Genomic DNA, 15,796 nt, shown 5'->3' with positions numbered 1-15,796 from the left:
GGTGTACGCCACGCCCCCTCGGCCGAGCTGTCGCTCGCCCCCTGTCTTGAGGGAGACACTGTGGACTGGCACAGTCACCTCATGAGGACCCCCGCCACCGACGGCCACACCGATCTCAGGACCTGGCTCGGTGCCATCGCGGACCTCGCCGAGGCCGTGAACGGCACGGGAAGCGTGCACTCGCTGCTGGACCTCGTGGCCAGGACGGCCTGCCGGCTGATGAGCTACGACTTCTGCGCCGTGCTGCTGCCGGACCGAACGCACCAGGTCCTCACCATCGAGGGTGCCTGCGGGCTGTCGGCCACCTACATCAAGGGCGTGAACATCAAGCACCCGGTGCGCATCGGGGCCGGGGAGCGCGGGGAAGCGCCGTCCAGCCGGGCGTTCCGCACGGGCCGGGCCGTCGCACTCAGCGATGTGACCAAAGAGGCCGACTACGCATGGGGCGGGGGCGCCGAGCAACAGGGCTATCGGTCGATCATCGCTGTGCCCCTCATGGCGTCGGGGTCCTGCCTCGGCACGCTGACCTGTTACCGCGCGAACGTCCACGAGTTCTTGGACGACGAACAGGAACTCCTCACCACCCTGGCGAACCAGGCCGCCATCGCCATCGAGACGGCCCGCTTGAGGGAGCGGGAACAGCAGACGATCGGCGAGCTACGCGGACTCAATGAGTCGCTGCGCGAGCAGCATGCCCTGTTGCAGCGCAGCGAGGACATCCACCGGCAGCTGACCGAGGTCGCGTTGCGCGGCGAGGGCGTCCAGGGAGTCGCCCAGGCGCTTGCGACGCTGCTCGAACGCCCCGTTCTGTTCGAGGACGCGTACGGGAGCACGCTGGCCGCGGCAGAACCCGACGGCCCGGTGCCGGGCGACCGATTCGACGGGGCGGACCGCATCTCCGCCCTGCGTCAGTCGCTCACGGAATCGTCGGCGACCGGGGTTGTCGAGATACGGGCGAACGACACCCGGACGCCGTGGGCGACGTCCGCGGTCGTTCTCGCCAGGGAAGTCGTCGCCCGGATATGGATCCCCGGAGACCTGACCGGCCTGGGACCGCTCGGCCGGCGCGCCATCGAACACGCGGCGGTGGTGGCCGCCCTGGAGATTCTGCGCGAACGCACCGCCGTCGACGTGGAGTGGCGGCTCCGCGGCGAGCTGCTGAGCGATCTGCTCGCCCAGCAACCCGCCGCGCTGGCGACGGTCGTGGCGCGGGCCGCCCGCCTCGGCCACGACCTGCACCGAGCACACACCGTGCTCGTCGTGCGGGCAGATGGCGAGACGGTGCCATCGGGCACAGCCCGGGGGATCGACGCACCGCGCCGGGTCCTGTCAGCCGTCCACACCTTGGTGATGCGGCAGACGCCCCGGCCCCTGGTGGCCCGTCACGGTGACGATGTGGTCCTGCTGTGGCCATCGGACGCCGGCCGAGAGAACGGTTCCGCAGGGGAACCGACGACCGCGGCGGTCGACGTCGCGCCGGAGGCGGTGGCCGCGGCCGACACCATCCGCCGGTCCCTCGCGCGCGCCCTGCCGATGACGGTGACGGTCGCGGTATCACGGCCGTGCACCGACCTGGCCGACTACCCGGCCGCCTTCCGTACGACACGAGGCGTGCTGACCATCACGCAGCTGCGTGGTCGCCGCGACCGTACGGTGGAACTCGGCGATCTGGGCGTACAGGGGCTGCTCCTGCAACTCGATCACCCCGGTGAGCTGTTGCGGTTCGCCGACCGGGTGCTGGCACCGGTCCTCGACTACGACAGGCGCCGCAACACCCGGCTGCTGCACACCCTGCGCACCTACTTCGCCCATGGTCTCAGCACGGCTCGAACGGCCGATGTCCTGTTTGTGCACCCGAACACGGTCGGCCTACGGCTGAAGCGCATCGAAGACCTGCTCGACGTGAGCCTCACGCAACCCGACGCGCTCCTGCAGGTCACCGCCGCACTCGCGGCGATGGAGATCGACGGTGTGGACGCCGGCCAGGGGTGACGTGCCGGCGCTCCGTGCGGGCGCCCGGCCGGCCCGTCGGCTCGGCCCGGTCCACTGATCCGACGTCGCCCCGCGGCATGACCGCCGCACCGGACTCCGCGGCGGCTGCCTGACCAGGCAGGCCGAGCCCCGCGGGCACTGCGCTTCGATGCGCCGCGGGCCCTGTTCACCCTGCGGGAACGGACATCCGCGGGAGGCGGGAGCGGACATCCGCGGGAACTGCCGGCACCGACCCCACCGACCCCGGCGACCGCTACACCCGGACATCGTGTCCGCGCCGCCGGGCGACGACCCGAGCATCCCCCGGTGCGGCACGTCCGGCGACTGTTCTCACCGACATAGAACTCCTCCGACTGTGTGTGCCCACACATCGAAACGGGCCCCCGCAGACCCAATACTCAACCGCAGTTCACCCACCGGGCCTTACGCGTCCGGCTCCCCACCCTCGTGCTGTCGCGCCGAGCAGCGGAAGTCCGGCCACGCCGGCACCGCGCGGACGCACACTCCCGCTTCGTTCGAAGCGCGAACTTCAAGGAGGCGATCACCCTGGTCACCCAGATCCCCGTTCCCGCGTCACATGAGGCCCCCGGGCCCCGCGACCGGGCCATCGTGAACCCCGCCACCGCAGAGGTGATCCGCTCCGTACCGGACAGCACGCCGAGCGAAGTGGACGAGGCGGTGAGGGCGGCGAAGGCGGCCTTCGAGTCCGGCCCGTGGCCACGCCTGCCGCGCAGTGAGCGGGCCCGGCACCTGCTGCGGTTCGCCGACGCGATCGAGGCGAGCAGTGACACGTTGTTCCAGTTGGAGACGCGGAACAACGGTCGGCCCATCACCGAGACCAAGGCACAACTCTCCCGCGTTCCGGAATGGTTCCGTTACAACGCGGGACTGCTGGCCGCCCAGCGGGACGCGGTCCTGCCCGGCGACGGCCCCTACCTCACCTACCAGCGGCGTTCCCCGCTCGGCGTCTGTGGCATCATCACGCCGTTCAACCACCCGCTGCTGATCCTGGCCCGCAGCCTGTCCGCGGCCCTCGCCACCGGGAACACCGTAGTGGTCAAGCCCTCGGAGCTGACGCCGCTGACCACGCTGGCGCTGGTCGACGTGCTGCGCAAAGCCGGGCTGCCCGAGGGGGTGGTCCACGTCGTGACCGGCGGACGTGAGGTCGGGGAGCAGCTGACCGGGCACCCGGACATCGCCAAGATCACGCTGACCGGCGGCACCGAGGCCGGGCGTGCCGCCGCGGTCGCCACCGCGGCCCGATTCGCCCGCGTCACCGCGGAACTCGGCGGCAAGACCCCGATCGTCGTCTTCGACGACATCGATCCACGCGTGGCCGCAGAAGGCGCGGCGTTCGCCGCCTTCGTCGCGGCCGGCCAGTCCTGTGTCGCCGGGTCGCGGTTCCTCGTCCAGCGCGGCATCTACGACGCGTTCGTCGCGGCGCTCAGCGCCCGCGCCTCGACGATCCGGATCGGCGACCCGGCGCAGCCGGGGACCCAGCTGGGTCCGCTGATCAGCGGGGTGCAGCGCGAGAAGGTGCTGCGGCTGATCGACACCGGTGTCCAGGAGGGAGTCCGCGTCGCCGCCGGCGGAGGCGTTCCCGATCTGCCGGCCCACCTGCGCGACGGCTACTTCGTGCAACCCACCGTCCTGGCCGACGCGACCATGGCGATGACGGTCGCGCAGCAGGAGATCTTCGGCCCCGTCGCGGTCGTCGTGCCCTTCGACGACGAGGAGGACGCGGTCGCCATGGCCAACGACAACCGGTTCGGGCTCGGGGCCGGGGTGTGGACGCGGGACATCGCACGCGGCCACCGTGTCGCGGACCGCGTCGTCGCCGGAATGGTGTGGGTGAACGACCACCACCGGCTGGAGCCGTCCCTCCCATGGGGCGGCGTCAAGGAATCGGGCACCGGCAGGGACGCAGGCCAGGAGTCCTTCGACGACTTCACCTGGGTCAAGACCGTCGTGGTGCGCACCGCCGCCGCCGACGTCGACTGGTACGGAAGTTCCGAGCCGGGCCGCCTCAACTGAGCACCCGGGCACCTGACTTCATACCCCCGCTGGTTGCGAGGACAGCTGCCCCGTCATCTCCAACGAAGGACCGCACATGTCGAAAGCAGTCAACGACCTCGACGTCGGCGTGCGACGGCCGAGGGACATCACCCGCACGCAATGGCTCGTTCTGGCGGGGACGACGATGGGCTGGGCCATGGACGGTTTCTCCGGAAGCCTCTACGCCCTGGTCCTCGGCCCCGCCATGAGCGAATTGCTCCCGCACAGCGGCATCCGGGCGGACGCGAGCGGTATCGGCTTGTACGGGGGCCTGACGGTGGCCCTCTTCCTCGCCGGCTGGGCGGTCGGCGGCATCCTGTTCGGCGTACTGGCCGACTACTTCGGACGGGTCCGGGTGCTGTCGGTCGGTGTGGTCGCCTACGCGGTGTTCACCGCGCTGGCGGCGGTCACCGACACCTGGTGGCAGCTGGGCGTGCTGCGGTTCCTCGCCGGACTCGGCTCTGGTGTCGAGGCTCCGGTGGGGGCCGCGCTGGTGGCCGAGGTATGGCGCAATCAGTACCGGGCGCGTGCCTGCGGCGTGATGATGTCCGGCTACGCCGGCGGCTTCTTCGTCGCCGCGCTCGCCTACGAGTTCCTGGGCGGCCACGGCTGGCGTGTGATGCTGGCCCTCGCGGTGATCCCCGCGTTCCTGGTCTGGTTCATCCGCCGCTACGTTCCCGAGCCCCCGGAGATCAAGACCGTCATCGCCGCCCGCCGAACCCGGAAGGCACAGGGCCAGGCCGTCCCGGAGGATCGATTCGTCCTGCGCAGGCTGCTTGCCCCGCCCTTCCTGAACCGGACACTCGTCGCGACGACGCTGGCCACCGGCTCCCTGATCGCCTTCTGGAGCGTGTCGACCTGGTACCCCCAGATCATCCGCCACGCCGCCGACGTCGGCGGGCTGCCGTCGCACACCGCCGACAGCCGTGTCGCGGTCGCCTCCATGCTGTTCAACGCGGGCGGCGTCCTCGGGTACGCCTCGTGGGGGTTCCTCGCTGACGCTGTCGGGCGGCGCAAGGCGTTCGCCACCAGCTTTGTGATCTCCACCGTGGGCGTCGCCTACCTCTTTCCCTTCCAGCACGGCTATACCGAGTTCCTGATCGCTCTGCCGGTCGTCGGATTCGGCCTGTTCGGGGCGTTGTCCGGCACGTTCGTCTACGGCCCCGAACTGTTCCCGCCCAGCGTGCGGGCGACCGGCATGGCGCTGTCCAACAGCCTCGGCCGTCTGATCACCGCGTCGGGCCCGCTGGTGGCCGGAGTCATCGCCGCCTCCTGGTTCGGCGGCGACCTCGGGCTGGCGACCACATGCGTCGCGGCGGTCGGCCTGGCAGCGGCCGTCGGGCTCGCCTTCGCGCCCGAGACCAGAGGAGCGGGCCTCCCGCGCGACCCCCTACCCGACCGTCCGGAGCAGACATCTGCATCGGCCGAATCGCACACAGGCAAGGAGATACATTCATGAACGCGTACGACGGCGCCACCGCAGCAGTCGTCGGCGGATCGATCGGGGGGCTCACCACCGCCCTCCTCCTGCGCGACCTCGGTTTCTCGGTCGACGTCTTCGAACGGACCCCCACCGCCCTGGACGGCCGCGGGAGCGGCATCGTGCTCCAGCCGGACACCCTGCGCTGGTTCACCGAGCGCAGCGAGCAGCACCCGCAGGACCTGAGCACGTCCACCGAATGGGTGCAGTACCTCGGCGCCGACAACCATGTCGTCCACCGCGAGCGCACGACATGGAGCTACACGTCATGGGGCACGTTCTACCGCGCTCTGCTCGCTGACTTCGGGACGGACCACTACCACCTGGGCGAGTACGCGTGCGGGTTCGACCAGGGCGAACACCAGGTCACCGTCCGGTTCGTGAGCGGACGCGAGACAACTGCGGACCTGGTGGTGTTCGCCGACGGGATCACCTCGACGGCCCGGCAGCGTTTCGACCCCGCCGCGTCCTTGAAGTACTCCGGCTATGTCGGGTGGCGCGGAACCGTCCCCGAGAAGGACCTGTCCGACGACACCCGCGAGGTGCTGCGGAACTCCATCACCTACACGGTGGTGCCGCACTCGCACATCACGCTCTACCCGATCCCCGGGGAGCGCGGAACCGGCCCCCAGGACCGGCTCATCAACTACGTCTGGTACCGGAACGTGCCCGAGGGCCCCGAGCTGACCGAGATGCTCATCGACAAACGAGGCATCCCCGGCACCGTGTCGGTCCATCCGTCCCAGGTGCAGGACCGGTACGTCGACGAGATGCGACGGGCCGCGCGACGGATGCTGTCGCCCGCGGCGGCCGAGGTGGTGACGTCGACCAAGACCCCGTACGTCCAGGTCGTCTCGGATGTACGGGCCTCCCGGATGGCCGAGGGGCGGGTGGCCCTGATCGGGGACGCGGCGTGTGCGGCCCGGCCGCACGCGGCGGCGGGCACCGCCAAGGCGGCGGCCGACGCCTGGGCACTGAGCGCCGCGCTGAAGGAGGCGGCCGGAGACATCGCCGCCGCCCTGCGCAAGTGGGAGCCGGCACAGCTCGACATCAGCGCCCGACTGCTCGAACGGGTCGTCGCCATGGGGAGCCGTTCCCAGTTCTCCAACACCTGGACGCCCGGCGACCCCAGCCTGCGGTTCGGTCTCTACGGCCCCGGGCGATGACACCGCCCCACGGCGCGGACGCACCCCGACAACCACCGGCGAAGACGGAGGAACGATGACGGACAACAGCTTTCTCATGGACCTGCCCCTTGCGGGCCGGCTCGTGGCCACCGGGTTCGAGGGCTGGTCGCCGGCCCTGCGACAGGAGTTCGAGGAGCACTCCCACGACGGCCGGGTCGGTTCCCGGCTGCTGAGCGAGACGGCACGGGTACGGGTGTGGGAGATCCGGCTCGCGCCCGGCGAGCGCTGGCACGCCCACCGGCACGTCCTCGACTACTTCTGGACCGCGGTGAACGCGGGACACAGCCGCCAGCACACCCACGACGGCACCGTGCGGGAGGTCTCCTACTCCGCCGGGGAGACCCGGCACTTCACCTTCGGCACGGGCGAATACCTCCTGCACGACATCGAGAACATCGGCGACACCGACCTCGTGTTCACCACCGTCGAACACCTGGACAGCGCCAACCCGCCCCTCGACATCCACGAAGGCACCGACGACCGGCCGGAGCAGCAGGCGTGATCAGTGCACCCATCGCCGACGGCGTGATCGACGTCCACGCCCACTGGCTGCCCGCGGAGCTGTTCCACCTACCCCCGGGGGCACCGTACGGGCCGATGCAGGACCGTGACGGTGCCCTGTATCTCGGCGACATTCCGCTGTCCGTCCCGGCCCGCGCCATGAGCGACGTCGGGGACATCCTCACCGACATGCGCACCGCAGGTGTGGGCGTGCGCGTCCTGTCAGCGCCACCGTTCGCGTTTCCGGTCGGAGCAGCGGCAGGGACGGACGCGTATGTGGCGGCGTTCAACGAGGCGCTCTCCGCCGTGGTGTCCGACGCCGACGGCAGGCTCGTGGGGCTCGGCATGGTCAGCCTCGACGATCCCGCCGAGGCCCGCGCCCAGATGGAGCAGTTGGCAGGGACCGACGGCATGGCGGGGATCGCGATTCCGCCCCTGCTCGCCGGCCGGTCCCTGGACCAGGGCCCCCTGCGGCGCATCCTGACCGACGCCGAAGACCTCCGCCTCGCCGTGCTCGTGCATCCGATGCAACTGTCCCGGCCGGAGTGGTCGCACCACTACCTGGCCAACCTCATCGGCAACCCCGTCGAGACCGCCACCGCCGTCGCCGCCCTGCTCCTCGGGGGTGTCAAGGAGCAACTGCCCAGGCTGAGAATCTGCTTCGTGCACGGCGGAGGATGCGCGCCGGGGCTGCTCGGCCGGTGGACCCACGGCTGGCACACCCGAGCCGATGTGCGCCGCCACTCGACCCGGCCGCCCGACGAGGTGTTCGGCGAACTCTACTTCGACACCGTCACCCACGACCCTCATCTGCTGCGGCTGCTGACGGCGCACGCGTCCGAGGACGCGGTCGTCTGCGGCAGCGACTACCCCTTCGACATGGCCCAGAGCGCCCCGGTCCGTTTCGCCACCGGCCACGGACCGGCCGCCGAAGCACTCACCTCCAACGCACGTGCCTTTCTCGGCCTATGACGACACCTCGACAGCTCTGCGAAGGACCCCCTGTGACAGACACCTCACCGGTCGAGCGCCGGGCCCTGAGAAAGGCCGCCGCACGACTCGTCCCCTTGGTTCTCCTGCTGTACACCGCCGGCTATCTCGACCGGGTCAACCTCGGGACCGCCGCGCTCACCATGAACGCCGACCTCGGCATCAGCGCCGCGGCCTTCGGCTTCGCCACCGGAATCTTCTCGGCGGGATACATCGCCCTGCAGATTCCCGGCAACCTGGCACTCAACAGGCTCGGCCCGCGGCGATGGCTCGGCCTTCTGACCATCTCCTGGGGCGTGGTCGCCATGCTGACCAGCCTGGTCGAGGGCGAGAAGAGCCTCGTCGTGGTCCGGATCGCCCTGGGCGCCGTCGAGGCGGGACTCCTGCCCGGCATGTTCATGTACCTGACGATCTGGTTCCCGCCGAGGATGCGGGGACGGATCACCGCCCTGGTCTGCCTCCCGTTCTACGCGATTCTCGGCACCCCGCTGTCCGCGTACATCATCCAGTACGCCGACGGCATGGCCGGAGTGGCCGGATGGCGGTGGATGTTCCTCCTCGAAGGGGCGCCGACGATCGTGATCGGCCTGGTGCTCCTGCGGTTCCTGACCGATTCCCCCGCGAAGGCCGCCTGGCTGTCCGACGAGGAGAAGGAGGCACTGCTGCGGATCACCATGGCGGAGAGGACCGACGAGAAGCCGAGGATCGGCGCACGCGACGTCCTCGACCGACTTCGTGACCTGCGCCTGGTCACCCTCTCGGTGGCCGTCAGCCTTCTGTGGGTCGGTTTCGCCGCCATCACCTCGTTCCTGCCCCTGATCGTCGCCGGCTTCGCCGAGCACACCCATACGAAACTGAGCCTGGTGCAGACAGGACTGCTGTCCGGTCTTGTCTACGTCCCCGCGACCTTCGTCGCCCTCGCCTGGGTCGCCAGCTCCGACCGGCGCAACGAACGTGTGAAACATGTGGCCTGGGGAGCACTGCTGGCCGCCGCCGGCACCGTACTGGCCGTCAACGCCTCCGGTCTGTGGGTGACGCTGCTCGGCACGGTCCTGCTCACCTCCGGCATCTACGCCGCCCTCTTCCTCGTCTGGCAGATCCCGGTGGGGCATCTGCGAGGACCGGTGGCCCTGTCGGTCGGCATCGCCATGACCACGATGCTCGGCAACGTCGGCAGTTTCATGGCGCCCTACGTCGTGGGATGGCTGCGGGACAGCACCGGGAACTTCGACAGCGGTCTGTACTTCATCGCTGTGTCACTCGTCGCCTGCGCGGCGGTCACCGTGGCGGGCAACCGGATAAGGGCACACCCGGCGCACTCCGACACGCCCACCACCCACCCCGGCGATCTCGAAGAAACCCTCGCCCACTGACAGGAGACACACACCTGTGCTCAGCATCGACCACATCTCCCTCGGCTGCCGCAACATCTACGAGGGCACCGAACGGCTCTGCGAGGAGACCGGGTTCGGGCAGTACGAAGGCGGCTGGTTCCCCCACCTCGGCATCGCCAACCGCATCGTGCCGCTGGGACCGGACCAGTACATCGAGGTCGAGAGCGTCATCGACGCCCACGCACCGCGGACCAACCCGAGTGCCCGCTGGTTCTACGACCAGATCGAAGGAGGCGACGTCTTCATCGGCTGGTGCCTGCGGGTCGACTCGCGCGACGAACTGACGCGGATGGCGAAGCACTTCGGCACGGAGATCATCGACAAGCCGTTGCGCAGACGGACCGATGGGGTGCAGCGCAACGCGATACGCGTCCCGGAGACGATTCCCTGCTGGCAGCGGGGGCTGCCGAACGTCTTCCTGGTCGACGACCTCTCCGAGCACCCGGCTGCCCAGCCACGCTCCGGGGAGAAGAGCGTCCCCGGGGGAATCGCCTGGATGGAGGTCGGCGGTACCGAGAAGGACATGCGCGCATGGCTGGGCGACGGGGCCGCCGGCCTGCCCCTGAAGTACAACGGTGAACGCCCCGGTGTGTACGCCGTGGCAGTCGCCACCGACCAGGGCGAGGCAATCATCCGCCGCACGGCCGTCACCCAGCCGAAATAGCCCGCTGAGCGGGTCAGCCGGTCGGGTCAGGGTTCTGGGCGAGCGGGGGGAGGCCGTGGGCGGCGAGGACGCGGTCGGCGAAGCCGGAGTCGGCGAGCGGGACACCGTGGGCGGCGAGGAGCGTGAACAGGTCCGCGAGCCGGCGCGGTTCGGTGCCCCGCAGCCGATGGCCGGGGGCGAGGCCGAGGACGCCGACCAAGGGGCCACGGCCGTGAGAGGGGGTGGTGGTCAGACGCAGACGCATCGTGAGGCGGGCCGTGTCCGAATCGGGGTCCTCGTCGAAGGTCATGTCCAGGCCCGTGAGGTCGTGCCAGCGGTAGCGGCGGCGCAGCAGTGCTCTGCAGAGGGTGAGGCCCTCGCTGTCGGCCCGCACCCAGAAGCTGCTGGGTGCGGGCAGCGCCACGACGGGGACGACCGCGGCGACGATCAGCAGGCTGAAACCGACGCCCAGCCGGTCCACCGCGCCGCTCGCGCCGAGGACGACGGCCACCACAAGGCCCAGGAGACAGCCCGGCCCCACGCCTGAGAAACGCCACAGAAAGCCCAGCCGTACGGCCCGGAACGGGTTCGTCGTGTCCACGGGCTCAATCCTGGAGCCTCGACGTCACCGTTCCCCCACGCTTCCAGGGCTGTTGTGTCACAGATCCACACCAGCCGTGCGGCCCGCCCCCGCCGTGCCCGGCTCGGGTCATGGGCGGCCGACGGCGGTGCGTGTGTCGCCGTGCGCCAGGTTCAGGCGCCGGGTGGCTTCCTCGGCGGTGCAGTGGGCGAGCAGCATGACGATGGCCGTTTTGGCGTGCCCGTCGGCAGCCCGCAGGGCCTCGGCGGCGGTGTCGGCGTCGGCTCCGGTGGCTTCGACGACGATGCGGCGGGCCCGGTCGACGAGCTTTTCGTTGCTGGCCCTGACGTCGACCATGAGGTTTCCGTAGACCTTGCCGACCTGCACCATCGACGCGGTCGAGAGCATGTTGCAGACCATCTTCTCGGCGGTGCCGCCCTTGAGCCGGGTCGATCCGGTGAGGACCTCGGGGCCGGTGGGGACCTCGATGGGGATGTCGGCGTAGCGGCTGACCACCGCGTCGCGGTTGCAGGCGACCGATACGGTGACGGCGCCCTTGGCGGCGGCGTGCTTCAGGCCCCCGACGACGTAGGGGGTACGGCCGCTGGCGGCGAGCCCGACGACCGTGTCGCCGTCGTTCACACCGATCTTTTCGAGGTCGTCGACCGCCCTCGCGGGTTCGTCCTCGGCTCCCTCGACCGCCACGATGAAGGCGCCCGGACCACCGGAGAGCAGGCCCACGACCTGCTCGGGGGAGGTGCCGAAGGTCGGGGGGCACTCGACGGCGTCCAGCAGTCCGATACGGCCGCTGGTGCCGGCGCCGAGGTAGATGAGCCGTCCGCCCCGCCGCAGGGACTCGGTGACCGCCTCGACGGCGGCCCCGATCTGCGGGAGGGCGTCGCGGACGGCGAGGGCGACGGTCTGGTCCTCGGCGTTCATGACCGAGAGCAGTTCGGAGACCGGCATGCGGTCCAGTTCGGTGGTCCGCTCGTTGCGAGCCTCGGTGCCGAGTGTGCTCAGGTCCACGGCGCGGGCATCCTTTCGGGGGTGGTGTCGGCTGGGCGGAAACAGGGGTCAGGGGATCATTCGTCGGCCGGTGTGCGGCGCTGTGCCTGTGGGCGGCGGCGACGCTGGACGGCCCCGTAGGTCTTCTCAAGTGCCGCGGTCGTGGTGTCGAAGGACCGCTGGGCCACACCCACGAACAGGCAGTCGATCAGGGCGAGTTGGGCGATGCGGCTGACGGTGGCCCCGGAGCGGAAGGGTGTCTCGCGGGCGCAGGTCGTCAGGACGAGTTCCGCGTTCTGCGCGAGGGTGGAACGCGGCACGTTGGTGAGGGCGATGGTGGTGGCCCCGCGTTCGGCTGCGGCCCGGAGGGGTTCGACGGTGTCCTCGGTCTCCCCGGAGTGGGAGATGGCCAAGGCGACGTCGCCGGGCCCGAGGAGGGCGGTGGCGGTCAGGGCGGCGTGCCGGTCGGTCCAGACGAAGGCCATGTGGCCGATGCGGTGCAGCTTCTGGTGCAGGTCCTGGCCGACGAACGCGCTGGCGCCGACGCCGAATATGTCGATGCGGCGGGCCCCGGCCACAGCGGTGACGGCGCGTCCCAGTGCCTCGGTGTCGAGTCCGGCCCCGGTGTCCTCCAGGGCGCGCACCTCGTTGTAGATGATCTTGCGGACGATGTCGCCGAGTGTGTCCGTGGCGCTGATGTCGGTGCCCGGTACGGGGCGCCGGCCGCCGAGTGCGTGCTCGCGGGCCGCTGCGGCGGCCAGCGCGAGGCGCAGCTGCGGGTAGTTGGGGATCCCCACGGCCCGGCAGAAGCGCATCACCGTGGCCACCGAGGTGTCGGCCTGCTTGCCGAGCGCGCTGATGGACAGCTCCGCCGCCTGGGCCGGGTCGGCCAGGACGATGTCGGCCACTCGCCGTTCGGCAGGGGCCAGGGACGGCAGTGCCCCGCGGATGCGCGCCAGGGTCTCGGCGGGGGAGGTGTCCTCCGCGGGCTGGGCGGCGGTGCGGGGTGTTTCCCGGCGGGCCATGGTCGTTCCCTCCTGAGTGGCTGGGCCACACGCTAACCGGGCCCCACCAGCAACGTCAAAAAGTTACGGAGAAAATCTCGCAAGGTTAGTTATTGACATGTGGAGGCCGACCTTCTGATACTCGCTGGACCGCGATCCGCGCCGGTCACCGACCCCCGTCCGTTCCGTGACCGTCCGATGCGATGGATCCCCACTGACCGAAGGCATGGCGTATGACAGCAGCAGTAGCGGTAGATCTGGGCAAGACCGGCTGTCGTGCCGCCCTGTGGGCCGACGGTACAGGTCGCGCCGGTACCGCCGAGGAGGTTCCCGGGGCTCCCGGGCTCGCCGCCGAGAACGGAGTGGCGCTGGCCCGTGCCGCCGTGCGCGCCGCCGTCCTGCCGCTGCTGGAACGGAAGCCCTCGCTCCGGCCTGCCACGGTCTGCGTCGGTGCGGCGGGGGCGGCCACCGCACCGGAGGCGGCCCGCGCCCTGGCCGTCCGCCTCCTTGAGGACCTGCCCGTGAACGAGGTGGCCGTCACCAGCGACGCGATCACCGCCCACGCGGGCGCCCTGGGCGGTCGCACCGGTGTGGTGCTCGCGATCGGCACCGGATCCGTCGCCGTCGGCATCGGGGGCGACGGATCGTACGCCCGTGTCGACGGCTGGGGCCCCTGGATCGGTGACGAGGGCGGCGGTGCCTGGATCGGTGCCGCCGGGCTGCGGGCCGCGCTGCGCGCCCACGACGGGCGCGGAGCGGACACCGCGTTGCTGGCCGCCGCCGTCGAGCGCTTCGGCGCCGCGGACCGGCTGCCCTCGGCCATCAGCTGGGACGGCAACCAGGCCCGTACCATCGCGGCCTTCGCCCCGGACGTGGCACGGGCGGCCGCCGCGGGTGACGCGACGGCATCCGCGATCCTCCGGGACGCCGCCGGAGCGCTCGCCGAGACCGTACTCGCCGCCACCCGCCGAACCGATGGCGACGCCGTCACCGTCACCGGTGGGCTCACCGGCCTCGGTGAACCGCTCCTCGGTCCGCTGCGGTCGGCGCTCGCCGACTCCCCGCGCCCCCTCCGGTTCCAGGCCCCGCTCGGGGACCCGCTGGACGGCGCAGGGCTGCTGGCGCTGGACGCGTCGGCACCCCACGAACCCCACGTCGCCCGTGTACGGCGGGCGACACCCCTCGTCCCCACCCTGCCGTCGACACCGTCGGCCGCTGTTTAGGAGTGAGCGTGCGCCAACTCGACCTCGTGGTCATCGTCGTCTATCTGGTCGCCATCGCGGTGATCGGACTGCGGCTGGCCGGCCGGCAGAAGACGGCGAAGGACTATTTCGTCGGTGAGAGCCACATGCCGTGGTGGACGGTGTCGTTCTCCGTGGTGGCCACCGAGACCAGCGTGCTCACGGTCATCAGCGTGCCCGGCGGTGCCTACAGCGGCCAGGCCTTCGGCAACGTCGAACTCGCCCTGGGCTACGTCATCGGCCGCGTCGTCGTGGCCACCGTGCTCATCCCCCTCTACAAGCGCGGCGGGTTCGTCAGCGCCTACCAGTACCTGCGGGACAGATTCGGGCTCAAGATGCAGGGGCTCGCCTCGGTGACCTTCGTCTTCACCCGGCTGCTGGCCGAGGGGGTGCGGCTGTTCGCCTCCGCGATCCCGATCAAGCTGCTGCTCGACGAGTTCGGAGTGCACGCCGGCTACCGGGTCATCATCGTCGTCCTCACGCTGATCACCGTCGTCTACACCTACCTCGGCGGCATCAAGGCCGTCATCTGGACCGACGCCATCCAGATGGGTCTGTACCTGGGTGGGGCCATCCTCGCCATCGCGGTGCTGTCCAGCCACGTCGGCGGTGCCGGCTTCGCGGACGCCCTGCACGCCGGCCACTTCCGGCTGTTCGACACCGACTTCGGGCTCGCCCACATCCTCACCAGCCCGTTCGCCCTGCCGACCGCGATCATCGGCGGTGCCATCTTCGCGATGGCCAGCCACGGCTCCGACCAGCTGATCGTCCAGCGCATCCTGGCCACCCGGACCCTGCGCGACGGCCAGAAGGCCATGATCGCCTCCGGTATCTTCGTCACCGTACAGTTCGCCGCGTTCTCCCTGGTCGGCGCCCTGCTGTGGTCGTACAACCAGGGCAAGAGCTTCAAGGACCTGGGCCTGGCCAGCTCCGACAACCTGTACCCGGACTTCATCCTCCACGGCCTGCCCGTCGTGGTCTCCGGCCTGCTCGTGGCCGGAATCCTCGGCGCGGCGATGGGCTCGCTGTCCTCGGCGCTGAACTCGATGTCGAACTCGACGGTCGCCGACATCATCCACAGTTTCTTCCGCAGCACGCCGTCCGAGGAGTTCCTGCTCAGACTCGCCCGGGTGATGACCCTGGTCTGGGCGGTGCTGATGGCCGTGTTCGCCTGCGCCTTCAGCACCAGCACCGGCAACGTCTACCTCACGGGCCTGACCATCGCCGGCTACACCTACGGCGCGCTCCTCGGGGCGTTCCTGCTCGGACGGCTCGTCCGCCGCGCCAACGAGGTCGACTCCGTCGTGGCGTTCGTGGTGACGATCGCGGTCATGACCTACATCGTGCGCGAGGTGAAGATCGACGTCACCGTGGCCGGGGCCACCGTACCCACCGCGATCGCCGCGCAGTGGCTGGTCCCGATCGGTGTGGTGATCACCCTGGTCGTCGGCGGTCTGATGAGCCTGTTCCACCGCGCCCCCGAGGCCGCAGAGGCCCGAGAGGGCGACGACGGGTCCGGACCCGACCGTGCGACGGCGGCCGTCGGCACCGAGTGACGAGGCACGCAGCCGACCCGGTGGGGGGGGGGCCCCCCCCCCCCCCCCCCCCCCCCCCCCCCCCCCCCCCGGGCGGCCCCCCCCCCCCCGCCCCGCCCCCCCCCCCCGGGGCCCCGGGCCCGGGCCCCCCCCCCCGCCCCCCCCGCCCCCCCCCCCCCCCCCCGCCGC

13 protein-coding genes are annotated in these 15,796 nt (G+C 70.8%); 10 read left to right on the top strand and 3 right to left on the bottom strand.

Annotated elements, in window-relative coordinates; genetic code table 11:
* Positions 1 to 81: 81 nt before the first annotated feature.
* The 8 genes from ACFYTE_RS15315 to ACFYTE_RS15280 all read left to right on the top strand — a co-directional run bounded on the left by ACFYTE_RS15315 (position 82) and on the right by ACFYTE_RS15280 (position 10,263).
* Positions 82 to 1,992, top strand: coding sequence for a helix-turn-helix domain-containing protein (locus ACFYTE_RS15315; RefSeq protein ID WP_388709712.1), 1,911 nt, complete (start codon positions 82 to 84; stop codon positions 1,990 to 1,992).
* A gap of 609 nt (positions 1,993 to 2,601) precedes the next feature.
* Positions 2,602 to 4,026 carry an aldehyde dehydrogenase gene (locus tag ACFYTE_RS15310; protein WP_388709710.1) on the top strand — a complete coding sequence of 475 codons (1,425 nt, stop codon included), beginning with the start codon at positions 2,602 to 2,604 and terminating at the stop codon, positions 4,024 to 4,026.
* 76 nt (positions 4,027 to 4,102) lie between these two features.
* The gene (locus ACFYTE_RS15305) at positions 4,103 to 5,506 is read left to right on the top strand and encodes an MFS transporter (protein WP_388709708.1); all 1,404 of its coding nucleotides are present in this window, start codon (positions 4,103 to 4,105) and stop codon (positions 5,504 to 5,506) included.
* Positions 5,503 to 6,693 carry an FAD-dependent monooxygenase gene (locus tag ACFYTE_RS15300; RefSeq protein WP_388709706.1) on the top strand — a complete coding sequence of 397 codons (1,191 nt, stop codon included), beginning with the start codon at positions 5,503 to 5,505 and terminating at the stop codon, positions 6,691 to 6,693. Before ACFYTE_RS15305 ends, ACFYTE_RS15300 begins: the two co-directional genes overlap by 4 nt.
* Positions 6,694 to 6,748: 55 nt before the next feature.
* Positions 6,749 to 7,216 carry a hypothetical protein gene (locus ACFYTE_RS15295; protein ID WP_388709704.1) on the top strand — a complete coding sequence of 156 codons (468 nt, stop codon included), beginning with the start codon at positions 6,749 to 6,751 and terminating at the stop codon, positions 7,214 to 7,216.
* Complete coding sequence (locus ACFYTE_RS15290; RefSeq protein WP_388709703.1) at positions 7,213 to 8,187, top strand: amidohydrolase family protein; 975 nt, start codon at positions 7,213 to 7,215, stop codon at positions 8,185 to 8,187. Before ACFYTE_RS15295 ends, ACFYTE_RS15290 begins: the two co-directional genes overlap by 4 nt.
* 32 nt (positions 8,188 to 8,219) lie before the next feature.
* Entirely contained in the window at positions 8,220 to 9,578 is a 1,359-nt protein-coding gene (locus tag ACFYTE_RS15285; RefSeq protein ID WP_388709702.1) for an MFS transporter, read from the top strand.
* Positions 9,579 to 9,594: 16 nt separating this feature from the next.
* Entirely contained in the window at positions 9,595 to 10,263 is a 669-nt protein-coding gene (locus tag ACFYTE_RS15280; protein ID WP_388709700.1) for a VOC family protein, read from the top strand.
* A gap of 13 nt (positions 10,264 to 10,276) precedes the next feature.
* Here the strand turns inward: ACFYTE_RS15280 and ACFYTE_RS15275 are convergent, their stop codons facing one another.
* The 3 genes from ACFYTE_RS15275 to ACFYTE_RS15265 form a co-directional block, all read right to left on the bottom strand.
* Positions 10,277 to 10,843, bottom strand: coding sequence for a hypothetical protein (locus ACFYTE_RS15275; RefSeq protein ID WP_388709698.1), 567 nt, complete (start codon positions 10,841 to 10,843; stop codon positions 10,277 to 10,279).
* 108 nt (positions 10,844 to 10,951) lie between these two features.
* The gene (gene murQ / locus ACFYTE_RS15270) at positions 10,952 to 11,848 is read right to left on the bottom strand and encodes an N-acetylmuramic acid 6-phosphate etherase (protein WP_388709696.1); all 897 of its coding nucleotides are present in this window, start codon (positions 11,846 to 11,848) and stop codon (positions 10,952 to 10,954) included.
* A 56-nt stretch (positions 11,849 to 11,904) separates the two neighbouring features.
* Entirely contained in the window at positions 11,905 to 12,852 is a 948-nt protein-coding gene (locus tag ACFYTE_RS15265; protein ID WP_388709694.1) for a MurR/RpiR family transcriptional regulator, read from the bottom strand.
* 212 nt (positions 12,853 to 13,064) lie between these two features.
* Here ACFYTE_RS15265 and ACFYTE_RS15260 point away from each other — a divergent pair, with 212 nt between their 5' ends.
* Both ACFYTE_RS15260 and ACFYTE_RS15255 read left to right on the top strand, forming a co-directional pair.
* Positions 13,065 to 14,054, top strand: a complete 990-nt coding sequence (locus ACFYTE_RS15260) for a BadF/BadG/BcrA/BcrD ATPase family protein (RefSeq protein WP_388709692.1) — start codon at positions 13,065 to 13,067, stop codon at positions 14,052 to 14,054.
* A gap of 8 nt (positions 14,055 to 14,062) precedes the next feature.
* Positions 14,063 to 15,628, top strand: coding sequence for a sodium:solute symporter (locus ACFYTE_RS15255; RefSeq protein WP_388709690.1), 1,566 nt, complete (start codon positions 14,063 to 14,065; stop codon positions 15,626 to 15,628).
* The last annotated feature ends 168 nt before the right edge of the window (positions 15,629 to 15,796 follow it).

The organism is Streptomyces sp. NPDC004629, assembly GCF_042873595.1.
Taxonomy (GTDB): Bacteria; Actinomycetota; Actinomycetes; order Streptomycetales; family Streptomycetaceae; genus Streptomyces.
This window is presented reverse-complemented; position numbering and strand designations above follow the sequence as displayed.